Source organism: Microbacterium lacus, from assembly GCF_039531105.1.
GTDB lineage: Bacteria > Actinomycetota > Actinomycetes > Actinomycetales > Microbacteriaceae > Microbacterium > Microbacterium lacus.
In genome coordinates, this window is the sequence record NZ_BAAAPK010000002.1 from 107,166 (window position 1) to 128,169 (window position 21,004).

Below are 21,004 nucleotides of genomic sequence, written 5' to 3' on the forward strand. Positions count from 1 at the left end.
CCTATCCTTCCTCCACGGTGCGCAGGGCGCTCGCGGCGCGGGCCCGGCGCGACACCCACAGGGCGATCGCGGTGAACAGCGCCGCCAGCAGGACGAAGCCGCCGAGCGTGATCGCGAGGGTGACGGCATCCACGTGATAGCCGGGCTGAATCGTCGATCCCGTGAACGAGCGGAGGTCGACCCCCGCGAGGACGACGACCGGCACGAGCGCCCCGAAGAGCGTCCCGGCGACGATCGCCGCGATCGCCGGTGGGCCGACTTCCCACAAGGCCAGCGCGGTGGCCGACCGCGGCGGAGCGCCGAGCGTCCGCAGGAGCGCGAGGACCCGGGCGCGGGGCCGCGCGGCGAGCGTGAGGGTCATCACGATCGCGAGCGCGCTCAGCAGCGCCGCGAGCGTCGTCGCGGCGAACAGCGCGATGCGCACGCCCTGCACGGAGGGGCTGGACTGGATGCCGGCGACGATCCGGTCGACCGACTCGATGCGGACGGCATCCCCCAGCTGCGCCCGCACCGCCGCGGAGACCTCGTCGACGGATGCCGCAGATTCCAGCCTCAGCAGGAGAGTGCGATCCGCCGGGTCGCGTCCGGTGACCTCGACGGCCGCGGACGAGTCGATCGCGACCCAGTTCTCTCGGGATCCGATCGGGCTCGGACCGCTGGAGACCCCGGCGACCTGGACGGGGACCGCGTTCACCCGCACCTCGGTCGAATCGCCGATCAGGTCCGCGGTCGCCGCGGCGACGACGACCGGCGTCGCCGCACTCCCGGGCGTCAGATCGGTGCCGGCGGGCAGCAGTCCCGGTCCGTCTCCCTGCACGGTGCGCAGGTCGGCGGCGTCGACGACGAACACCGACGTCGGGCGCTTCTGGCCGCCCACATCGAGCGTCGCGGTCTCGGCTCCCGAGACGCCGGTCGCGGCATCCACCCCCTCGATCCCGCGCACGCCCTCGAGCTGCTCGGCCGTGAAGGAGCCGCCGGTGATCTTCAGGTCCGCACCGATCTGGGCCTGCGCCGAGCGGGCGACCCCCTCTTGCAGCGAAGAGAGGAGGACACCGGAGGACACCGCGACGGACACCCCCACGACGAGGGCGAGCACGGGGGTCAGCCCGATCGCCGGTTCACGCAGCGCCCGCGCTGCGCCGAGGAACGGCCCGAGCGCCGAGCGGCGGCGCGCCGCATCGAACACGCGACGCAGCGGCAGCGGGTAGACGCGCAGGGTGATCAGACACGCGACGAGCGCGAGCAGGAGCGGCGTGGCGGCCTGCAGCAGATCGACCCCCTGCGCGGCTTCCGTGCCACGCAGGAACAGCAGCGCCACCGCGGCCGCGGCGAGCGCGAGCACGACGCCTTCGACGATGAGCCGCACGCGGGAGCCGCGCCGCCCGAGGTCGGCGCGTGAGGGACGCTCGGATGCCGTTCCCGCGAGCACCGCGAGGATGACGGGCGGGGCGAGGGCGAGCAGGAGCGCCGGGACGAAGATCGCGGGCGTGACCGGCGCGGACCACACCGCCGCGCCGATCGCCACCGCCAGCAGGGCGCCGATCACCGCCGGAACGAGGCCCAGCAGCACCCCCTCGAGGCCGAGGATCGCGCGCAGCTGCCCCGGAGACGAGCCCCGCGCCGACAGGAGGCGGAGGGCGGAACGGCGTCGCTCGAGCACGAGCCGGCATCCGAGCACCAGTACCGCCGCCGCCACGCCGACCGGTCCCGCGACGATCATCGCGAGGAGGGCCGCGGTCGCCCGCTCCTGCGCGAGTGCGCGCTCGATCGTGGCGGTGACGTCGGCGGTGAAGCGCAGACTCAGGATGCCGACGCCGTCGGCGGAGGAGCCGATCGTGTGCGAGACCGCCGTGAGCTTGCGCAGCGCGGCCGCGGTCTGCGGCGCCGTGCCCGCGTCGATCGAACTCGTGTCGAACGGGTACCAGACCGTGCTCCGCTGGGGTCCGGGGAGCGAGAACGAGATCGGGGCCGACGCAGGATCGGCGTAGCCGATGCCCGTGACACGGCGCGGCTGATTGCCGTCGTCGAACACGTTGGGCTGGAGGACCGAGGGCACGTGCTGCCAGTAGTCGCTGCCGGCATCCACCGCCTCGAACGTGCCGACCAGGACGATCGATGTGCGGAGGTCGCCCGCCACGGTCGTGCGGGTCTGCCCGATCGGCCAGTCCATCTCGGTGGCCGTGTCTTCGGAGAGCACGATCTCGACGAGGCCGTCCGTCGCCGGCGCCGGGGCGCGCCCCTGGACGATGCGGATCTCCTCGGCGTACCCGGGGTCGAACGCGATCGTGACGAATCCGGTCCGCGGGGTCTCGATCAGAGGCAGGTCCAGGCTCATCCCGACGGCACGCGCAGGGCCGAGGAGTGTGGGGAGCGGCGCGTCGGCCTGCGTACGGATCTGCTCTAGGCTCGCCTCGAAGCCGCCCCACACGTCGTCGACGGTGAGCGCCGGATCGACCGCACGCGCGGCCGCCTGCGGGAGCCCCGCGACGGTCGCCTCGACGTCGCGGTCCAGCGCGCCGAGGCCGGCCAGCCGGTCGCGCATCGCGGAGTCGGCGAGCGTCGCGAGTGCGAGCGGTGCGAGCGTTGCCACGAGGGCCAGCACGAGCACGAGAGCAGCGACGGTCGACCCGCCGGAGCGGGCGCGCACGTGCCGGGTCACGAGCGCCGGGATGCTGCGCGCGCTCACCGCGCCTCCTCCCCGACGGTCGCGCCGATCGCGGCGCGGCGGACACCGACGGCGGCGATCCCGGTGACGACGCTCAGACCGATCAGCTGCAGGGCGGCCGCTATCGCGAACGGCGGCCACGCGATCGCGACCCCCGCGCCGAGGGCGAGGATTCCGGGGGTCACCGCCTGCACGAGCGCGGGGGCGACCAGCCACGAGACCGCGATTCCGGCGACCGTGCCGAGGACCGCGGACGCGGCGAACACCGCAGCGACCTCGCCCGCCCGGGAGCGCGCCTGCGCGCCGGGGGTGAGGCCGAGAGCCCGGAGCACGCCGAGGTCGCGGCGCCGGTCCAGGCTCAGGGTCTGGATGATCGCGAATGCGGCCAGCAGCGCGAGCGCGCCGGAGCCGCCCGCCGCGATCCACCAGCCGGAGACGAGGGAGCCGACGACGGATGCCGTCACGCCGGGCGCCGCGGTCGTGACCGGGCGATCGCCCAGTGCTTCGCTGAACGCGCGATCGGCATCCGGATCACCGGCGGCCCAGACCGCGTTCGGCGGCACGAAGGACGTCCCCCGCTGCAGCGCGGACGCCGTGAGCGCATCGAGCGGGACGAAGACGGCGAGCCCGGACTGCGCCCCCGGGACGGCGTCGACCACGGCGGCTACCTCGAGCTCACCGCGACGGCCGGTGCCGGCGTAGCGGAACTCGACCCCGTCGCCCGGGCCGATGCCGAGGCGCGCCGCGAGGGCCGACCCGATCGCCGCGCGGACGGGAGCGGGGTCGCCCGGCTCCGCACCGACCCACAGGACCGCCTCGGCACTCTCCCCGAGGACGGCCTCCCCGGTGACGGCGAGGGCCTCGCCGGCCGCGTCACCGGCGAGCGGCTGGACCGTGTCGATCCGGACACCGACGTCGGCCGTCGAGAATGCCGGCGGGATCGCCGCGGTCAGCGCGGAAAGGCTCCAGGGGCCGGTGCCGGCGGGGACATCGGCGGTCGCGGTGACCGCGGTCGTGCCCGCCAGGACCTCATCGAGCGCGAGACGGGCCGAGGTCGGCGTACCGAGCGCGTCGACGAACGTCGCGCTCAGCTGGAACGCGGCGGCCACGTTCGGGCGCGACGACGCGATCTCGACGGTGACGCGGATGCCGGTCGCCTCCTGTCCCAGGGCGACGGGCGCGCCGGCGACGGAGTCGGGGGTCGGGGTCACGGTGGCCGCGAGGGCCTCCGGATCGACCGCCCCACCGGCCGGGGAGAGGACCGTGGGGATCGCGACGGAGGGCACCGCGATGATCTCCGCGACCGTGCTGCCGATCTCGATGGGGGCCACGAGCACACCGGCGGCGGCATCCACACCCTCGACGGCTGCGGCGTCCGCCACCGTCGCGGGGCTCGCGGTCTGCGGTGGGAGGTCGACGCGCAGATCGGCGCCCGCCCGGACGGCGGCGGAGTCGGTCGCCGCGGCGGTCCAGGTGGCGCTGTACGCCGCGGCGAAGAGCGCCTGCGCGAAGGTGAGTGCGACCAGCAGCACGGCCACCGCGTACACCGGGAGCCGCCGGGCGACCTGGCGCGGTGCGAGCGCCGGGCCGGGTCCTGCGGCGCCGGCGCGGGCGACCGCGGCCGCGCCGGCGGCGAAGACCGCGAGTACGAGGAGCGCCGCGGCCAGGAGTACCGCGCTCGGCGCGATCGCGACGATCGGATCGAAACCCCCGGGACGCGCCTGAGGCAGCTGCCAGACCGCGAAGGCGCCGGTGAGCGCGACGACCCCGATCGCGGCGGCCGTCGCGATGCGCGCGCCGCGACGGCGGGAGTCCGAGCGGCGGCGCTGCGCGGCGACGAGGACCGCGGCGAGGACGAGGGCCGTGAGCGGCGCCGTCCAGCCGAGCGGGAGCGCCTCGAGCGCCGCCTGCGCACCGAAGAGCAGCACGGTGAGCGCGACGCCGGACACGAGGCCGAACACGCTGGCGGTCACCGCGATCGCGGCGGCCTCGATCGCGCCGAGCGCCGTCGCCTGGCGTCCGGACAAGCCCCGCGCCCGCAGGTTCGCCATGTCCTGCTCGCGGGCGGCGGCCAGCAGCCGCCCGAGTTGGAGCACCGCGGTGGAGGCCAGGAGCAGAACGAGCACGATGAGCGCGGGCGCGGCGGAGAGCAGGGCGACGACGCCGGCAGCCACCTGCGCGGCGACCTCATCGCGCGGCACGCCCGGAGGAGCGGCATCCCCCGAACGCTCGACGGCGACCGTCAGGGACGCGAGGATCGCGTACACCGTCGCGACCGCCACCGACAGCGTCGCGGTCGTGGTGAGCAGCAAGCCGCGCCGGGCACCCGCGCGGGCACGGACGAGCCGTCCCGTGCTGAGCGCGCGAGCAGGCATGGGCGTCCTCCGGGGGGTCGGGTGCGGCCATCTCAACCTAACCCGGCCCTCTGCCCGAGCCCCGAAGGGAGTGGGAGACTGGCGGGATGACGCTGCACATCACCGGCGACTCGGATGCCGACCGCCTGCTCACCGACGACCCTCTCGCCCTGCTGATCGGCATGCTGCTGGACCAGCAGGTCGCGATGGAGACCGCGTTCGCCGGGCCGCTGAAGATCCGGGAGCGGGTCGGATCGGTGGATGCCGCGACCCTGGCGTCCTACGACGCCGACGCGCTGGTGGAGGTGTTCAAGGAGACGCCCGCCGTGCACCGCTATCCGGGCTCGATGGCGGGACGCGTGCAGTCGCTGTGCGCCGCGATCGAGCAGGACTGGGGCGGCGACGCGGCCGCGATCTGGACGCAGGACGACCCGGACGGCGCGACCGTCCTCAAGCGCCTGAAGGCGCTGCCGGGGTTCGGCGAGCAGAAGGCGAAGATCTTCCTCGCGCTCCTGGGCAAGCAGTACGGCTTCACGGGCGCCGGGTGGCGCGAAGCGGCCGGCGCGTACGGCGAGGAGGGCTCGTTCCGCTCCGTCGCCGACATCGTCTCACCGGAGTCCCTCGCGAAGGTCCGTGAGCACAAGCGCGCGATGAAGGCGGCCGCGAAGGGCGCCTGAACCGCTCCGCGTTCTCGGCGTACCGGCGGTCAGAAGTCCTCGCCCGTGCGCCAGGCCATCTCCTGGAGCAGGAGGGTGTTGCCATCCGGGTCCGTGATCCCGGCATAGCGCACGCCACCGCCGACCTCCATGATCTCCGACACGTCCACACCCGCCTCCTGCAGCTGAGCGCGGGCGCGGACGATGTCGGCGACGACCAGGTGGACGCCGTGGACACTGCCGGGCGGCATCCGATCCATGCCGAGCGCGCCGCGGCTGAGCGAGATCGAACACGCCGATCCCGGCGGGGTGAGCTGCACGAAGCGCACGCCCGGCGCCGGGGACACGTCGACGTCCAGCACGAAGCCGAGCCGGTCGCGGTAGAACGCCACGGCACGATCGATATCGGCGACCGGCAGGGGTACGAGTTCGAGCTTCATGTCCATGGGCGCTTCCCTTCGCGTCGATCAGGCCGGGGCGGCGAGCGCGCCGTAACCCAGCGCGATGAACAAGCTGAGCACGGCGAGCACGATCGTCACCGGGACCATCGTGAACCTCTCAGGCTTGCTGCGCGAAACCGCATTCATCAGGATGCCGAGCATGAAGTAGGCGAAGATCACCCACATCGCGACCTCGGCGAAGCCCGCGGGGAACAGGGCGATCGCACCCACGCGGTCCCAGGCGATGAGGTCGATCAGCACATAGATCAGGACCGAGACCGCGCTGCCGACCCGGAGCCGGGGCGGCAGCACCCGGTGCTGTCCACCCCACGCGAACCGGCCGAGCGGCGCTCCGAGCGCGAGCGCGATCTGGAAGGCGGCGAGCAGGGCGAGGACGACCGTCAGGCCGAGGGCGAAGGGCATGATGCGAGGCTATCGACCCGGGGCCGCAGCGACGCGTGTGCAGAACTCCTCAGATCTGCCCGGTCCGCACACCCACGGCGCGGAATACGGCCCCACGCGCACCGAGTTTGAGGAGTTCTGCACGGGAGAGGCCGGGGGTCAGAGCTCGTAGAAGAACGAGTCGCGGATCGCGCCGCCCGCGGCGCTCCACCACAGCTCCATCGACCCCGGGACACGGCTGACAGCCGCCACCGCGAACGGGTTCGCCGACTGCTGCGGGCCCTCCAGCGTGTACCGGGACCAGGAACCGCCCTCGTACCAGTACGCACCCTGGACCGACTGGTCGGCCCCGGCGAACCACAGCTCCATCGATCCAGGAATCCGCGAGACGGCGGCGATCCCGCTCGAGGGGAGCGCGGCGCCGGGGCCGGCGAGCTGATACCGCGACCACTCGCCGCCCTCGTACCAGAACGCCGCCTCCACCGAACCGGCAGGCCCGGTCCACCACAGCTCCATCGAGTTCTCGATACGCGACACCGCGGCGATCCCCCCTCCGACGGCGGCAGACCCGGCCGGCGCCAGCTGATACCGCCCCCACGCTCCGCCGTCATACCAGAACGCCGCCTCCACCGAACCGGCGGGCCCCGTCCACCACAGCTCCATCGAGCCCGGGATGCGCGACACCGCCGCGAACTCCGAGCCGCGGCCCGCCGAACCCTCGGGTGCGAGTTGATACCGCGACCACGAGCCGCCCTCGTACCAGAACGCTGCCTCCACCGAACCGGCCGGACCCGCCCACCACAGCTCCATCGAGTTCGGGATGCGCGACACCGCCGCGACGCCGGTCGCGGCATCCGCTGATCCGTCGGGTGCGAGCTGGTACCGCGACCACGAGCCGCCCTCGTACCAGAAGGCACTCTCGATCGACCCGCGGGCGCCGACCCACCAGAGCTCCATCGAACCGGCGACGCGGGAGACGGCGGCGATGCCGGATGCCGGAGCGGCGGATCCCGCCGGCGCGAGCTGGTATCGCCCCCACTGCCCGCCGTCGTACCAGAAGGCCCCCTCGACGGAGCCGGCGGGACCGATCCACCACAGCTCCATCGAATTCGGGATCCGCGACACCGCGGCGATGTGGGGAACCGCGGCGGCGCTGCCGGCGGGCGCGAGCTCGAATCCTCGCCATGCGGCCTTGTCGGAGACCTTGTTCGCCACTGCACCGAAGCGGCGGCCGGCCCACGTGGTGAACCCGGAGGCCATGCCCTTCTCGCGCGTGTGGTGGTGCAGGGTGAACGGCTGTGCGGTGTTGTCGGGTCCGAAGTCGATCGTGAAGTCCAGCACGTGCAGTCGGTCGGCCCGCGCCGCTCCACGCACGGGTCGCACCTCGCCCGTCGAGCGACGGTACGCCAACGCCGCGGCGCCGTCGGGCGCGACACCGTCCACGGTCAGGACGCCGCGCCATCCGTCGTGGTTCATCTCCCACTCGCCGAGCCAGTCGACCCGGTCGAACGGGTCGGCAGGCGCCGCCGGCACACCCCCGCGCCGGAGCTGCGCACCGAACGGGATCCCCGCCCATGACGTGTCGCCGGCGGCCAGCCCGACATCGCTCGAATAGACGCTGACGGCGAAGTCCTGGCCACCGTCGCCGATGTCGGCGATGCGCAGGTTCACGGTCTGACCGGCATCCGAGAACCACCCCGTGACGTCGTGCTTCGCGCCGTTGAGGTAGTAGCTGCCGAGCTTGGTCGCGGACACGGCCGAGAAGGAGTCGGATGCCGCGCGCAGGTCCGTGAAGCGGCGGAGCGTCATCCGCCCGCGCCAGCCGTCGTGGTCCATGTCCCACTGGCCGACGAAGGCCGCCCGGAGGTCCGCCGCCGGATCGATGACATCGATGATGTAGTGGGCGATCCCGGTGTTGATCATGAAGGTGGGGTCGTTCTCGTACCGGATGCGGATGAAGTCGCCCTCGCCCCACGAGTTCTTGGCGATGAAGTAGCGCCGCTCCGCGTTGAACCCCACGAGCAGGAGCACATGTCCGCCGCCGCCGACCGTCACGTTGACGACGACCTCGTGTCGCGCGCGGAGCACGTTCTCGAGGTCGGTGACGGAGAAGTCCGTGAGCACCCCCGAGGTTCTCACGCCGTAGCGAGCCCGTCCGCGCGCCGCGAACGGGATGTGCGCGGGTGCGAACTCGAAGTCGTCGCGCTGCTCCTGTGTCGGGCTCGCCGCCCCGTTCAGCGTCGCGGCCGCGGGGATGTTCGCGATCATGTCCGCCTGGGTGCGGTAGGGAGCGTCCGCGCGCTCCGGGACCCGCATCCGTTCGAGGTGTTTGACGATGTCGCTGGAGCCCTGGAATCCCATGAGCGAGTGGTTGCCGAAGTCGCTCTCGTGGGCCTTGCAGATATGGAACAGATACTGCTCGGACAGGCCCACCTGGAGCCCCTTCAGGCGCCGGTAGGCGGCTTCGAGCGCCGCGATCCCGGCGAACGCCCAGCACGTGCCGCGGTCCTGCTGGTTCTGGAACGGCGATTGATCCGCCGCGAGGGTGACCTCGGTGCCGGTGAGCACCACGGGCGGCATCGGGGTGACCCAGCCGTTCGCGAGGGACAGCGTGCGGGCCTCCTCGAGTCCGCGGGTGAAGAGGGCGAGGGGCTGGAGGGCGGGGTTCGCAGGCATGGGAACGGCTCCGATCATCGGCTGGTGATACCGATGAGGAGGTAGGGGCGGCGCGCGTGATACCTCTCGGCGGTCAGGCGTGCCGCGGAGATCGAGGATTCTGAGGACGGATGCCGCGCACGGCCCCTCCGGAACCTCGATCCCCTCCGAACGGGGCCTTCGCGCGGTCAGGGGCGCGCGTACTCCGAGCCGGACCGGGTCCTGGCGAGCTCGCCGTGGTCGACGAGGTGGCGGCGCAGCACCGCCACGTCGTCGGTGAACGCCGCGAGCTGCTCGTTGACCTCGCGCTCGCTGAGAACGCGATCGTCGGGGAAGGCACGGGCGGCCACGTGCGCCAGGAGTTCGGCCCGGACCGAGCGATCCGCTGGGTACGCGGTGATGCGGCCGTCCGGCCCGAGGAAACGCTCGACGCCCTGCGGCCGGGGCCGCACCGGACTCGCGACCAGGGCACGGGCGAAGACATCCGGGACCACACGAAGATCGGCGCCGTCCACGGACAGCAGGCCGGAGCGCGTCAGCGCCTCGCGGACGTGCCGTGCGCGCGACGGCGACAGTGCGTCGAGCGTCGGACTCGCTCCTGCCGTCACGAACTCGGCGTAGACCGCCCGGGCGGTGTCGTTCGCCAGGGCGGCGACGATCGCTCGCCAGCCTTCGGCGGGGAGGGCAGCCATGCCTTCACGCTACGCCGGGCCACGAGTAGTGTGCACCGCATGCCCATCCGGTTCGAGAACGTCGCGATCGCCGTGCGCGATCTGGAGGCGACGATCGCGTTCTTCACCGATCTCGGGCTGGAGGAGATCGGCCGCGACACCGTGAGCGGCGAATGGACGGACACCGCGGTGGGCCTGGACGGCAATCACGCGAAGATCGCCATGCTGCAGACACCCGGCGGCGACGGTCGGCTGGAACTCTTCGAATACATCCACCCGGACGCGATCGAGACCGAGCCCACCCGGCCGAACGAGATCGGCATGCACCGGGTGGCGTTCTCGGTCGATGACCTCGACGAGGCGCTCGCGATCGCCGCCCGGCACGGCTGCGAGCCGCTGCGCGGAGTGGCGAGGTACGGGGACGTCTACAAGCTCACGTATGTGCGCGGTCCGAGCGGGATCATCGTGATGCTCGCCCAGGACCTCCGCCGGTCCTGACCCACCTGCACCCGCGAGAGGGCACGAACGCACCTCCCGAGCGGCGTGTCGCCCTACAGATGTGCCCTCTCGCGGAGGCGCAGTCAGCCTGGTGTGATCGAGATGGCGGTCGCGAGGACGCTCGCTGCCGCACCGAAGATGCTGGTCGCCCACGCGAGCGCCCACCCGAGATTCAGATCGACGGAGCGCAACGAGTCGAAGTGGCGATCCAACTCGGCGTAGTAAAGGACCTTGCCTCCGCGCAGGCCCGGATCCGGGTAGGTGGCGGCCAGGCGACGAAGCCTGCTGTCTACGGGAGCCCGCCACCTGTCGATCTGCCTGCGCACCAGACGCAGCACGTGCCACTGGGCCCAGATGGCGTCACGGACGAAGACCGCTCCGACGATGAGAAAGGCGACGAATTCGACGATCACCGCGGCGATCCAGGATTGCGGCGTGCTGACCCAGGACATGAAGGGCGATGGCTGACCCTGCACCGCGATGGCCAACAGGACCATTCCGAGCGAGATCGCGCCGCCCACTTTCCACAATGCCCGATTCAGGAAGACGATGGCGGGTGTGCGAGCCGGGTTGTGCCAGTCCAGTCGCAGGCTGGGCCTGCTTCCGAGCACGGGGACGAGTGCGGCTATCCACCAGAGGATCCACAGCCCGTTGGCTGCCAGCGCCGCCGTCAGTGCCATCGTCAGGAACTCGCCGGGACCGAGGCTGAACTGGCCCCGGGAGGCATCATTCACCCACAAGAGGAGGGCCATTCCGGTTCCCGCACCCGCGACGACGCCGGCGATCTGGAGCGACATGCGTACGTAGTGCGCTCGGATCCAGTCGGCAATCGCATCTGCATCCGAGGACGACAGCCCGAGGCGGTCGATGGCGACAGCGGCGGTGAGCAGGGCGTTCCACAGCACCGGCCCACCGATCAAGAACAGCGCGTTGATCGCGCACAGCGCGGAGCACCACAGCCACGTGATCCACCCTGGGCCGACACCGGGCACGCCGAGCGCGGTGCTGATCGCCAGGACGAGGAGGGGGCTGACCGCGATGACGGCCGCTCGGCTGCTCCCCGCGGCTGTCCGCACGGTCGTCTCACGCGAGTGTTCGCGATACGCCAGACGAGCCTCGGGGGTGAGTCGGCTCAGTGGAATCGCGCGCGTACCGCCGATGCGAAACAGCAGGAGTGCAGTCCGCCCCTCCAGAACCGCCGCTGTGACCGGCCCCGCATCGGCGCGCACGATCGTTCCGTCACCCATCCATCCCCCTGGGACCACGTTAGCGGCGCGGCATCATGCCCCAGGAATCGATGACCTCGGAGTCGACGTCAGCCCAGGACGCGACCGCTCACGGCGAGGGCGGTGCGGCGGGGCATGAAGCCCACGAGCTTGGCGGTGATCGCGTTCATCCGGCCGGACACCACGCTCGGCGGCGTGCTGCGCCGGTCCAGCTCGCGCAGAGCGAGCGAGACGACCTGCTCGGGGGTCTGGAACCGCCCGACCGATGCGTCCTCGCCGCCCACCACGTCGAAGAACTCGGTGCGCGTCGCGCCCGGGCTCACGGCGAGGACGCCGAGCCCCGACTCCCGCGTCTCATACGCGAGCGCCTCCGTGAAGCTCAGCACGAACGCCTTCGTCGCCCCGTACACCGCCATGCTCGGGCACGGCTGGTACGCCGCCGTGCTCGCGATGTTCACGAGGGCGCCGCGTCCCGCACGGACCAGGTCGGGGAGGAACTCCCGCGTGATCGCCACGAGCGAGGAGACGTTCAGCTGCACCATCTCGGCGATCCGCGCGGGATCCGCCTCGACGAAGTCGCCCTTCATTCCGAAGCCGGCGTTGTTCACGAGGGTGTCGACCGACAGGCCGCGCGCCTGCAGTTCTCGCCGCAGTTCGGCCGCGGCATCCGGCCGGGCGAGATCGAGCCCGATCACGGTCGCGGTCACGTTGTAGCCGGACTCCAGCGAGGCGGCGAGGTCGCGCAGGCGCTCCTCGCGGCGGGCGACGAGCACGACGTCCGCTCCGCGGGCGGCGAACTGGCGCGCGAACTCGGATCCGAGGCCGGCGCTCGCGCCGGTGATGAGGGCGGTCGTGCCGCGGTGGTTTCTGGTCATGATGTCAATGTAGACAGTGACAGCATTGTTGTCAATGCCAACACTGAGATAGCGTGAGGGCATGACCTACCACCACGGCAATCTGCGCGCCGATCTCCTCGAGCGCGCGTGGAGCGTGGTGGATACCGAGGGCGCCGAGGCCCTGTCCCTGCGTCAGCTCGCCCGCGATGCCGGCGTGAGTCACGGCGCTTCGGCACGCCACTTCCGCGACAAGCAGGCGCTGCTGGACGCGGTCGCCCTCCAGGGCTTCGAGCGGCTCAACAGGGCATTGACGGATGCCGCCACCTCGGCATCCGCCTTCGCCGAGCGCTTCCGCGCCGTGGGCGACGCGTACGTCGCGTTCGCGGTCGCGCACCCGGCGGTGCTGGGAGTCATGTACGCGGCGAAGCACCACCCGGACGCGAGCGCCGAACTCGTCGCGGCCAGCCACGTCGGCATGCACGGACTCGTCGAGCTCTTCGTCGCGGGTCAGGCCTCGGGCGACCTCCGCGCGGGCGACCCTGCGCAACAGGCGCTCGTCGCGTTCGCCGCGGTGCACGGGGTCGCGACGCTCGCGACGGACGACCTCCTGAACGGGGTGCCGTGGCAGGATGCCGCCGCCGCGACGATCTCGTTCGTCTGGAGCGGGCTCGCCGCCTGACCCGTTCGCTTCAGTGGGCAGCATCCGTCGCCCCATCCGCGGCGAAGCGACAGATGGCGTCCACCGAAAGGGCGACGCGCGCCTTGAGTGGGCGACATCCGCCGCCTCATGGGCCGGAGGCGACAGAAAGCGCCCACCGAAGGGATGGTGCGCCCGCGAGCTCAGGCGCCGCGCAGGCGCTCGGCGAGGTAGGCGTGCAGGGTCTCGAGCGGCACGCGCTCCTGGGCCATCGTGTCGCGATCGCGCACGGTCACGGCGCGGTCCTCGAGCGAGTCGAAATCGATCGTGACGCAGAACGGCGTGCCGATCTCGTCCTGCCGGCGATAGCGGCGACCGATCGCGCCTGCGTCGTCGAAGTCGACGTTCCACTCGCCGCGCAGGTCCGCCGCGACCTCGCGCGCGATCGGCGAGAGCTGCTCGTTGCGCGAGAGCGGAAGCACCGCGACCTTCACCGGGGCCAGACGCGGGTCGAGCTTGAGCACCGTCCGCGAGTCGGTGCCGCCCTTCGCGTTCGGCACTTCCTCCTCGCGGTACGCGTCCACGAGGAACGCCATCATCGCGCGGGTGAGACCGAACGACGGCTCGATCACGAACGGCGTGTAGCGCTCGCCGCTGGCCTGATCGAAGTACGACAGGCTCTGGCCGGACGCCTCGGTGTGGCTGGAGAGGTCGTAGTCCGTGCGGTTGGCGATGCCCATGAGCTCGCCCCACTGCTTGCCGGGGAAGCCGAACTCGTACTCGACGTCGATCGTGCCATCCGAGTAGTGCGCGCGATCCTCCTCGGGCACGTCGTATCGGCGCATGTGCGCGGGATCGATGCCCAGGTCGACGAACCAGTTCCAGCACGCCTCGACCCAGTGATCGAACCACTCCTGCGCCTCGGCCGGCGGCACGAAGAACTCGATCTCCATCTGCTCGAACTCGCGCGTGCGGAAGATGAAGTTGCCGGGGGTGATCTCGTTGCGGAACGCCTTGCCGACCTGGCCGATGCCGAACGGCGGCTTCTTGCGCGACGCGGTGAGCACGTTCGAGAAGTTCACGAAGATGCCCTGCGCGGTCTCGGGGCGGAGGTAGTGCAGGCCCGACTCGTCGTCCACGACGCCCAGGTAGGTCTTCACGAGGCCGGAGAACGCCTTCGGCTCGGTGTACTGACCCTTCGTGCCGCAGTTCGGGCACGGGATGTCGGCGAGACCGTTCTCGGCCGGGCGACCCTTGCGCGCCTCGAAGTCCTCGATCAGGTTGTCGGCGCGGAAGCGCTTGTGGCAGTGCAGACACTCCACGAGCGGGTCGGTGAACGTCGCGACGTGACCGGAGGCCTCCCACACGCGCTTGGGAAGGATCACCGAGGAGTCCAGGCCCACCATGTCGCCGCGGCCGCGGACGAAGGTCTGCCACCACTGCCGGCGGATGTTCTCCTTCAGCTCCGTGCCGAGCGGGCCGTAGTCCCACGCGGAGCGCGAGCCGCCGTAGATCTCACCGGCCTGGAACACGAACCCGCGGTGGCGGGCGAGGGCGATGACTTTGTCGAGGCGGGACTGCTCGGCCACGGTGGCTCCAATGGTCGGGTGAGGGAGGCGCGATGCGCGCAGAGAGCCGCGCGCGGCATCCGTCAAGTCTAGCTAGCGTGGTGCCCAGCACCTTCCTACTCGTCCGAGGAGGCCTCATGCCCGAGCAGTCCGTCCACGTCCGCGACCTCGCCGGCGCGGCGCCGGCCTTCGAGAGCGATCTCGGCCGGATCGACGAGCTCACCCGCGAGCGGTTCCCGATCCTGAAGCGCCTGTCGATCAAGCGCATCGTGCTCGAGCCCGGCGCCGTCCGCGAACCGCAGTGGAATGTCAACGCCAATCAGCTCGCGTACGTCGTCTCGGGCACCGTTCTCGTCTCGATGCTCGGCAACGCCGATGCGTTCTCGTCGTTCGTCGTCGGCCCGGGGCAGATGTACCACGTCGAATCCGGGGCGGTCTATCACCTCGAGAACATCGGCGACGAGACCGCCGAGATCATCGCGGCGCTGCGCAGCTCGCGCCCGAAGCACTTCTCGCTGCAGTCGAGCATGAACGCGATGACGGATGCCGTGCTCGGCAACACGTACGACCTTCCGGCATCCGCATTCCAGGCGTTCCCCCGCGGCGACGCCTCCCAGCTCGTGCGCCGCGAAGGCGCCGCGCGCATTCCCGACACCGCGGGCCTGCCCAACGCCCGGCTGTTCGACCTCGGCGGGCAGATCGCGCCGCTCGCGTACCCGTACGGCAGTGCGAAGCTCGCGCGGAAGCAGTTCTGGGCGGCGCTGGAGGACATCTCGATGTACTCGCTGACGATCGGCGGGGCCGGGATGCGCGAGCCGCACTGGCACCCGGTCACCGCGGAGCTCGGGTACGTCCACCGCGGACACGGGCGCATGCGCGTGCTGTCACCGGACGGGACGCTGGACGAATACGAGCTGCGGCCCGGCCAGGCGTACTTCATCCCCCGCGCGTACCCGCATCACATCGAGGCGCTCGAGGATGACGGCATCCACTTCCTGATCTTCTTCGACCAGCCCACCCCCGGCGACATCGGGTATCGGGCGACCGCGTCGGCGTTCTCGCGCGAAGTGCTCGCCGCGTCGTTCGGGGTACCCGAGCGCGCTCTGCCGAGGTTCCCGTTCACGCCGATCGATCCGCTCATCGTCGCGCGGAAGAACCCGCGGGACCCGGTGGACTGATCAGCCCGGCCCGAACCCGCACCAGTCCGCGACCCAGCGCAGGATCTCGCCGCGCATCGCCTCGGGAGCGGCGACCTCGACCGCACCTTCGGTGCCGTCGACCCGCACCTGCACATTGAACACCGTGCCGCGCTTGTCCTCCATGACCGCGTGCGGGTCGCAGCGCAACGGCACGATCGGCACGGTCACGTCGGTGGCGACATCCGTACCGGCGACGGTGAGGCCGAGCGGGAAGGGCGTCGGCTGATCGCCGAACTTCAGGAGGTTCGTGGTCTGGACGTCGAGGAGCTCCGCCGCAGCCGCGCCGCCGACCGGCGCGATCCCGAGGGTCAATGCGGCGGGAGCGGGCGCGGCGCTCGGGGTGAACTCCGTCCACTCCAGGGCGACAGCCTTCGCGAGGTCGGCGCGGAGGCATTCCTTCTCGTGGATCAGGGTCGTGAATCCGAGCGGGTCGTCGACCTCGACCGTGGCGGTGCTGCCGTCCGCGAGCTCGAGGGTCACGCGGCTCGTGCGGGAGGCGGCATCCGGCTCACGGTCGCACGCCGACGGCGGCAGGCCGAAGCGAAGGTCGACCGTGCGGCCGGCGGCGATCGTGCTCGTGCGGTCGCGGACGGCCTCGCCGTCGAACCAGTCGTCCGCGAAGGTCAGGCGGGTGATCGTGAGGTCTTCGTCGGAGTCGTTGATCACGCGCACCTGCGCGCCGCGCTCGGCGACGTCCGAGCGCAGCTGGAACAGCTCGACCTGGACTCCCGCGGGCAGCGCGGCCGGTGTTCCCCCGGTTTCGGCGGGTTGCGGGGCGCACGCCGCAAGCGCGAGGACGGCGGTCACCGCGAGCAGCTGTGCATAACTCCTACGTTTCCGTCCCCGGCCTCCGAGCCGGTCGCGGAAAGACGCCGCACCCGGCATCGCAGGCGCGCGGAATGCGGGAGTTGTGAACGCCGAGCCGCCGCGACCCATGCCTGAACCGCCTACCGCCGCACGATTTCGCGCGCGACCGTGAAGTCTTCGAGCGCGACCGGGTCGATCTCGACGCCCAGGCCCGCGCCGGTGGGCACGCGCACGTGCCCGTCCTCGAGCACGGCGGGCTCGGTCACGATGTCGCGCGCGTAGAACCGGCTCGAGGCCGACACGTCGCCCGGCAGCGAGAAGCCCGGCAGAGCGGCGAGCGCGGCGTTCGCGGCCCGGCCGATCCCCGTCTCGAGCATCCCGCCGCACCACACCGGGATGCCGGCCGCCTGGCACAGGTCTTGGATCGCGACGGCCTCGAGGTAGCCGCCGACGCGGCCGGCCTTGATGTTGACGACGGATGCCGACCCCAGCGCGAGCGCGTCGACCGCGGCCTTGCGCGAGACGATCGACTCGTCCAGGCACACCGGGGTGCGCAACCGCCGCGCGAGGGTCGCGTGGTCGACGATGTCGTCCTCCTGCAGCGGCTGCTCGATCAGCAGGAGGTCGAAGCGGTCCAGCTCCGCCAGCGTGTCCGCGTCGGCGAGCGTGTAGGCGGAGTTCGCGTCCACCTGCAGCGGGATGCCGCCGAACGCGTCCCGCACGGCCGCGGTGTCCGCGACGTCGCGGCCGGGTTTGATCTTGATCTTGATGCGCACGTATCCCTCGTCGAGGTACCCCCGGACGACCTCGACGAGAGCGGCCGGATCCCGCTGGATGCCGACGCTCACGCCGCTCGGCACGCGGTCGCGCACCGCGCCCAGGTACTCCCCCAGCGGTCGGCCGGCGGCGCGCAGCGCCGCGTCGAGCACGGCGAGCTCCAGCCCCGCCTTGGCCATGCGGTGTCCCACGAACGGATGCAGCGCGCCCGCGACCTGTTCGGGGGCGAGCGTGCGCTCCGCGAGCAGGGCGGGGATCAGGAAGCGGAGCGCGGCATCCCACGCCCCCTGCGTGTATTCGCTGGAGTACAGCGGTGCGGCGCTCGTGACCACCTCGCCCCAGCCGTCACCGTCGGCGGTGAGGGCACGCGCGATGATCACTTCGCGCACCGCCTCGGTGCCGAAGCTCGTGGTGAACGGCGCGACGAGCGGGATCTGCAGCACGCGCAGCTCGAACCCGTCGAGCGTCACGGCCGGGGCGGGGCGGGCGATCGGCATGCGCCCAGGCTACGCCCGGGACGGTTCAGCCGACCGGGCCGACCGTGTACGACAGGTAGGGGCTCTCGCCGTCGATCGTGGTGACGCTGAGGGTCCAGGTGCCGTTCTCGAGGATCCAGACCTTCATCTCACCGAGGTCCTGCGAGGTCGTCAGGGTGTAGCCGGCGGCCTCGACCTCCTCCGCGAACGTGGCGCCCTGCGCGACGTCGTCGAGCGTCGTCATGATCTGGAAGATGCCGTCGGTCGTGAGCGAAGACGTGATCGTGCCGGGCGGCACCGGCACGTCGGCCGGGAAGTCCGAGGGAAGTGAGGCGCCGCTTCCGGTATCGATGTCGACGTTGCCGCCGGTCGCCTGCTCGATCGCCTCCTCGACGCCCTGCTCGACCCCGCCCTGCACGAGCTGGTCGATGGGGTTCGTACAGGCGGTGAGTCCCAGGCCGAGGAGGACGGTGGCGGCGGAGAGTGCGAGGGTGCGGCGGAGCATGGCGGGTCCGATCTCGAGCGGCGGGTGCGCGGTCAGGATACGACGAGGTGCGCGTCGGGAGCGATGAAGGTCGTGCGGGCCCGGCGGGGCCGGCCGGCGCGACGGACGAGTCGCACCCCGCGCCGCTGCGGGCGTGTGAAGACCGCCACCAGACGATCGATGAGCGTGTGCACGGCATCCCCCCGATTCTGCGCGCAGGCGCGCGTCGTGAATCAGGAGCATCGAAGCGCCCCCCTGATACACGGGGGTTCAGGGGCGCACGAACACGTACCCGCGGTCGTCGTCGAACCCGCCGACGACAAGGCCCTCGGACAGCCGGGCGAGGAACTCCTCGCGCACGCGGACGCGCCAGGCTGCGGCATCCGCCGGCGCCTCGTCGCGCAGCGCGGCGATGTCCTCGGGCACGGCGACGGCGGCGACCACCCGGTCGGCGGGCGGCGTCGGCACGGGCGGGGCGGCGAGGGCCCACGACACCATGATCCGGTCGGACTCGTCGCCGCGGTTGACTCCGTCGTCCATGGGGCCGTACTGGTTCACGAGGTATTCGGTGACGCGGGCGCCGAGCACGCGCAGGTTGAAGTGCGCGTTGCGGGCCACGAGCGGGTCGAAGGTCCACGTGATGTGGCCGACGTCGCGGGCGAAAGCCCACTCGCGCTGATGCTGCTTGAGCAGGCGGCCGAGACCCCGGCTCTGCAGGCCCGGCAGGACGCCGGTGATGTGCGAGTGCATCGAGCGCTCCGCGGGGGCGGCGAAGAACGCGACGGACGCGCCGATCATCGCCTCGCCGTCGTACAGCCCGACGGCGTAGTTGCCGGAGTGCGCGAGCGCGCGCAGCAGGTTCGGCGGCATGCCGGAGCGGTCGCCTCCCCACACCTCGGCGAGCACGGCCGAGGCGCGGAACACCTCCTCGACCGTGTCGAGCGGGCGGATGCTGATGCCACGGTCGGCGGCGGAATCGGCCATGCGCTCCACGGTACTCGCGGGTGTCGCGCGCGGTGGTCGGCCGCCGCAGCCGTGGACAGGTGAGCGGGCGATAGCCTCGAATGATGGGATCACGGGACGAGGACGCACGAAGACGTCTCTCCCGGATGCCGAGTCAGGGCGCCATCATCGCGGTGCTCGCCGCGGCGGGGCTGTGCTCGTCGTTCATGTTCACGCTGATGGTGCCGATCCAGTCGAAGCTGCCCGAGCTGCTGGACGCGAGTCGCGAGGACACCGCGTGGGTGGTCACCTCGACCCTGTTGGCCGCCGCGGTGATCACGCCGATCTCGGGGCGCCTGGGCGACATGTACGGCAAGCGGCGCATCGTGCTGGTGCTGACGGCGGTGATGGTGGTCGGCTCGGTGATCGCCGCGCTGTCTCCGGGGATCATCGGCATCATCGTCGGCCGGACCCTGCAGGGCGCGATCGTCGGCGTCGTCCCGCTCGGGATCTCGATCATGCGCGACGTGCTGCACGAGGACCGGGTGGACTCGGCGATCGCCTTCATGAGCGCGACGCTCGGGGTGGGCGGTGCGCTGGGCCTCCCGATCAGTGCCCTGGTGACCGAGCGCAGCGACTGGCACGTGCTGTTCTGGATGGCCGCGGCACTCGGGGTGGTCGTCTTCGCGCTCGTGCTCTGGATCGTCCCGGTGAGCGTGCTGCGCACCGCCGGCCGGTTCGACTACGTGGGTGCGGTGGGCCTGGCGCTGGGGTTGATCGGGATCCTGCTCGCGATCTCGCGCGGCGGCGACTGGGGCTGGGGCTCGCCCGCCGTGCTCGCGTGCGGGCTCGGCGGACTCGCCGTGCTGCTGGTGTGGGGCTGGTACGAGCTGCGCATCGACGCGCCGCTGTTGGACCTTCGAGTGGCGGCCCGGCCCGCGGTGCTGCTGACCAACATCGCCTCGGTCGCGATGGGGTTCTCGCTGTTCGCGTCGAACGTGGTCTACCCGCAGCTGCTCGAGCTGCCGGCAGCGACCGGCGTCGGGTTCGGGCTGTCGCTTCTGGTGGCGAGCCTGATCGTCATGCCGTCGGGGCTCGTGATGATGGTGCTGTCCCCGGTCGCCGGGCGGATCGCGACGCGCACCGGACCGAAGCTCCTGCTCCTCCTCGGCGCGGTCTCGCTCATCGCGGCATACGGATTCACGCTGCTGTTCTCGTCCGAGGTGTGGCACATCCTCGTGGCGAACATCCTGATCGGGGCGGGAATCGGGTTCGGCTACGCGTCGATGCCGATGCTCATCATGCGCTCGGTGCCGCAGAGCGAGACGGGCGCGTCGAACGGACTCAATGCCCTGTTCCGCTCGCTCGGCACCTCGACGGCCGCGGCCGTGGTGGGCGCGGTCCTGGCCGCGTCCGCGGTCGATGTCGGCGGCGTCGCGGTGCCGTCGAGCGCGGGCTTCACCCTGTCGCTCGTCCTGGGGCTGGCCGCCGCGGGGCTCGCGCTCGTGGTCGGGCTGTTCATCCCGACGCGGGCCGCCGGGGAGCGGCATCCGTCCCTGCCTCAGTGAGCGCGCCCCGCCGAGATGGCGGATTTCCTCCCGAGACGGTTGGTTCTCCGCCGAAATGGTGGGTTTCGTTACGACACGGTGGGCACCACCTCGGCGGGAAAGGGACCATCTCGGCGGGAAAGGGACCATCTCGGCGGGAGGCG

The 21,004-nt window shown here is 71.8% G+C and carries 19 protein-coding genes; 5 read left to right on the plus strand and 14 right to left on the minus strand.

Annotated elements, in window-relative coordinates:
- Window position 1 precedes the first annotated feature (1 nt).
- Both ABD197_RS16000 and ABD197_RS16005 read right to left on the minus strand, forming a co-directional pair.
- Complete coding sequence (locus ABD197_RS16000) at window positions 2-2,686, minus strand: FtsX-like permease family protein (RefSeq protein WP_344055977.1); 2,685 nt, start codon at window positions 2,684-2,686, stop codon at window positions 2-4.
- Window positions 2,683-5,040, minus strand: a complete 2,358-nt coding sequence (locus ABD197_RS16005) for an FtsX-like permease family protein (RefSeq protein WP_344055978.1) — start codon at window positions 5,038-5,040, stop codon at window positions 2,683-2,685. Before ABD197_RS16005 ends, ABD197_RS16000 begins: the two co-directional genes overlap by 4 nt.
- 86 nt (window positions 5,041-5,126) lie before the next feature.
- On the opposite strand from ABD197_RS16005, the gene ABD197_RS16010 reads away from it, so the two are divergent.
- Entirely contained in the window at window positions 5,127-5,696 is a 570-nt protein-coding gene (locus tag ABD197_RS16010) for an HhH-GPD-type base excision DNA repair protein (protein WP_344055979.1), read from the plus strand.
- Window positions 5,697-5,725: 29 nt separating this feature from the next.
- On the opposite strand, the gene ABD197_RS16015 is transcribed toward ABD197_RS16010, so the two are convergent.
- From ABD197_RS16015 to ABD197_RS16030, 4 genes are all read right to left on the minus strand, one after another.
- A complete protein-coding gene (locus ABD197_RS16015; RefSeq protein ID WP_344055980.1) occupies window positions 5,726-6,121 on the minus strand; it encodes a VOC family protein in 396 nt (131 codons plus the stop codon).
- 21 nt (window positions 6,122-6,142) lie between these two features.
- Window positions 6,143-6,538 carry a hypothetical protein gene (locus ABD197_RS16020; protein WP_344055981.1) on the minus strand — a complete coding sequence of 132 codons (396 nt, stop codon included), beginning with the start codon at window positions 6,536-6,538 and terminating at the stop codon, window positions 6,143-6,145.
- 138 nt (window positions 6,539-6,676) lie between these two features.
- Window positions 6,677-9,193 (minus strand): C1 family peptidase, encoded by a 2,517-nt coding sequence (locus tag ABD197_RS16025; RefSeq protein ID WP_344055982.1) that lies wholly within the window; start codon window positions 9,191-9,193, stop codon window positions 6,677-6,679.
- A gap of 167 nt (window positions 9,194-9,360) precedes the next feature.
- Window positions 9,361-9,864 (minus strand): DUF2087 domain-containing protein, encoded by a 504-nt coding sequence (locus ABD197_RS16030; RefSeq protein WP_344055983.1) that lies wholly within the window; start codon window positions 9,862-9,864, stop codon window positions 9,361-9,363.
- Between the two features lie 39 nt (window positions 9,865-9,903).
- Here ABD197_RS16030 and ABD197_RS16035 point away from each other — a divergent pair, with 39 nt between their 5' ends.
- Complete coding sequence (locus ABD197_RS16035; protein WP_344055984.1) at window positions 9,904-10,341, plus strand: VOC family protein; 438 nt, start codon at window positions 9,904-9,906, stop codon at window positions 10,339-10,341.
- A gap of 83 nt (window positions 10,342-10,424) precedes the next feature.
- Here the strand turns inward: ABD197_RS16035 and ABD197_RS16040 are convergent, their stop codons facing one another.
- Together ABD197_RS16040 and ABD197_RS16045 are read right to left on the minus strand one after the other, a co-directional pair.
- On the minus strand, window positions 10,425-11,588 hold the full coding sequence (locus tag ABD197_RS16040; protein ID WP_344055985.1) for a hypothetical protein: 1,164 nt from the start codon (window positions 11,586-11,588) through the stop codon (window positions 10,425-10,427).
- 68 nt (window positions 11,589-11,656) lie between these two features.
- On the minus strand, window positions 11,657-12,442 hold the full coding sequence (locus ABD197_RS16045; RefSeq protein ID WP_344055986.1) for an SDR family NAD(P)-dependent oxidoreductase: 786 nt from the start codon (window positions 12,440-12,442) through the stop codon (window positions 11,657-11,659).
- Between the two features lie 61 nt (window positions 12,443-12,503).
- Between ABD197_RS16045 and ABD197_RS16050 the strand changes: the two genes are divergently transcribed.
- Complete coding sequence (locus ABD197_RS16050) at window positions 12,504-13,082, plus strand: TetR/AcrR family transcriptional regulator (RefSeq protein ID WP_344055987.1); 579 nt, start codon at window positions 12,504-12,506, stop codon at window positions 13,080-13,082.
- A gap of 161 nt (window positions 13,083-13,243) precedes the next feature.
- On the opposite strand, the gene ABD197_RS16055 is transcribed toward ABD197_RS16050, so the two are convergent.
- Window positions 13,244-14,629: a glycine--tRNA ligase gene (locus ABD197_RS16055; protein ID WP_344055988.1), complete on the minus strand. Its 1,386-nt coding sequence runs from the start codon at window positions 14,627-14,629 to the stop codon at window positions 13,244-13,246.
- A 116-nt stretch (window positions 14,630-14,745) separates the two neighbouring features.
- Between ABD197_RS16055 and ABD197_RS16060 the strand changes: the two genes are divergently transcribed.
- The gene (locus ABD197_RS16060) at window positions 14,746-15,786 is read left to right on the plus strand and encodes a cupin domain-containing protein (RefSeq protein ID WP_344055989.1); all 1,041 of its coding nucleotides are present in this window, start codon (window positions 14,746-14,748) and stop codon (window positions 15,784-15,786) included.
- Here the strand turns inward: ABD197_RS16060 and ABD197_RS16065 are convergent, their stop codons facing one another.
- From ABD197_RS16065 to ABD197_RS16085, 5 genes are all read right to left on the minus strand, one after another.
- On the minus strand, window positions 15,787-16,614 hold the full coding sequence (locus tag ABD197_RS16065) for a hypothetical protein (RefSeq protein WP_344055990.1): 828 nt from the start codon (window positions 16,612-16,614) through the stop codon (window positions 15,787-15,789).
- A gap of 140 nt (window positions 16,615-16,754) precedes the next feature.
- Window positions 16,755-17,888 carry an o-succinylbenzoate synthase gene (gene menC, locus ABD197_RS16070; protein WP_344055991.1) on the minus strand — a complete coding sequence of 378 codons (1,134 nt, stop codon included), beginning with the start codon at window positions 17,886-17,888 and terminating at the stop codon, window positions 16,755-16,757.
- Between the two features lie 25 nt (window positions 17,889-17,913).
- A complete protein-coding gene (locus ABD197_RS16075; protein ID WP_344055992.1) occupies window positions 17,914-18,372 on the minus strand; it encodes a hypothetical protein in 459 nt (152 codons plus the stop codon).
- A gap of 32 nt (window positions 18,373-18,404) precedes the next feature.
- A complete protein-coding gene (locus ABD197_RS16080; protein ID WP_344055993.1) occupies window positions 18,405-18,545 on the minus strand; it encodes a hypothetical protein in 141 nt (46 codons plus the stop codon).
- Window positions 18,546-18,621: 76 nt separating this feature from the next.
- Complete coding sequence (locus ABD197_RS16085; protein WP_344055994.1) at window positions 18,622-19,335, minus strand: GNAT family N-acetyltransferase; 714 nt, start codon at window positions 19,333-19,335, stop codon at window positions 18,622-18,624.
- A gap of 125 nt (window positions 19,336-19,460) precedes the next feature.
- On the opposite strand from ABD197_RS16085, the gene ABD197_RS16090 reads away from it, so the two are divergent.
- Window positions 19,461-20,861 carry an MFS transporter gene (locus ABD197_RS16090; protein WP_344056032.1) on the plus strand — a complete coding sequence of 467 codons (1,401 nt, stop codon included), beginning with the start codon at window positions 19,461-19,463 and terminating at the stop codon, window positions 20,859-20,861.
- The last annotated feature ends 143 nt before the right edge of the window (window positions 20,862-21,004 follow it).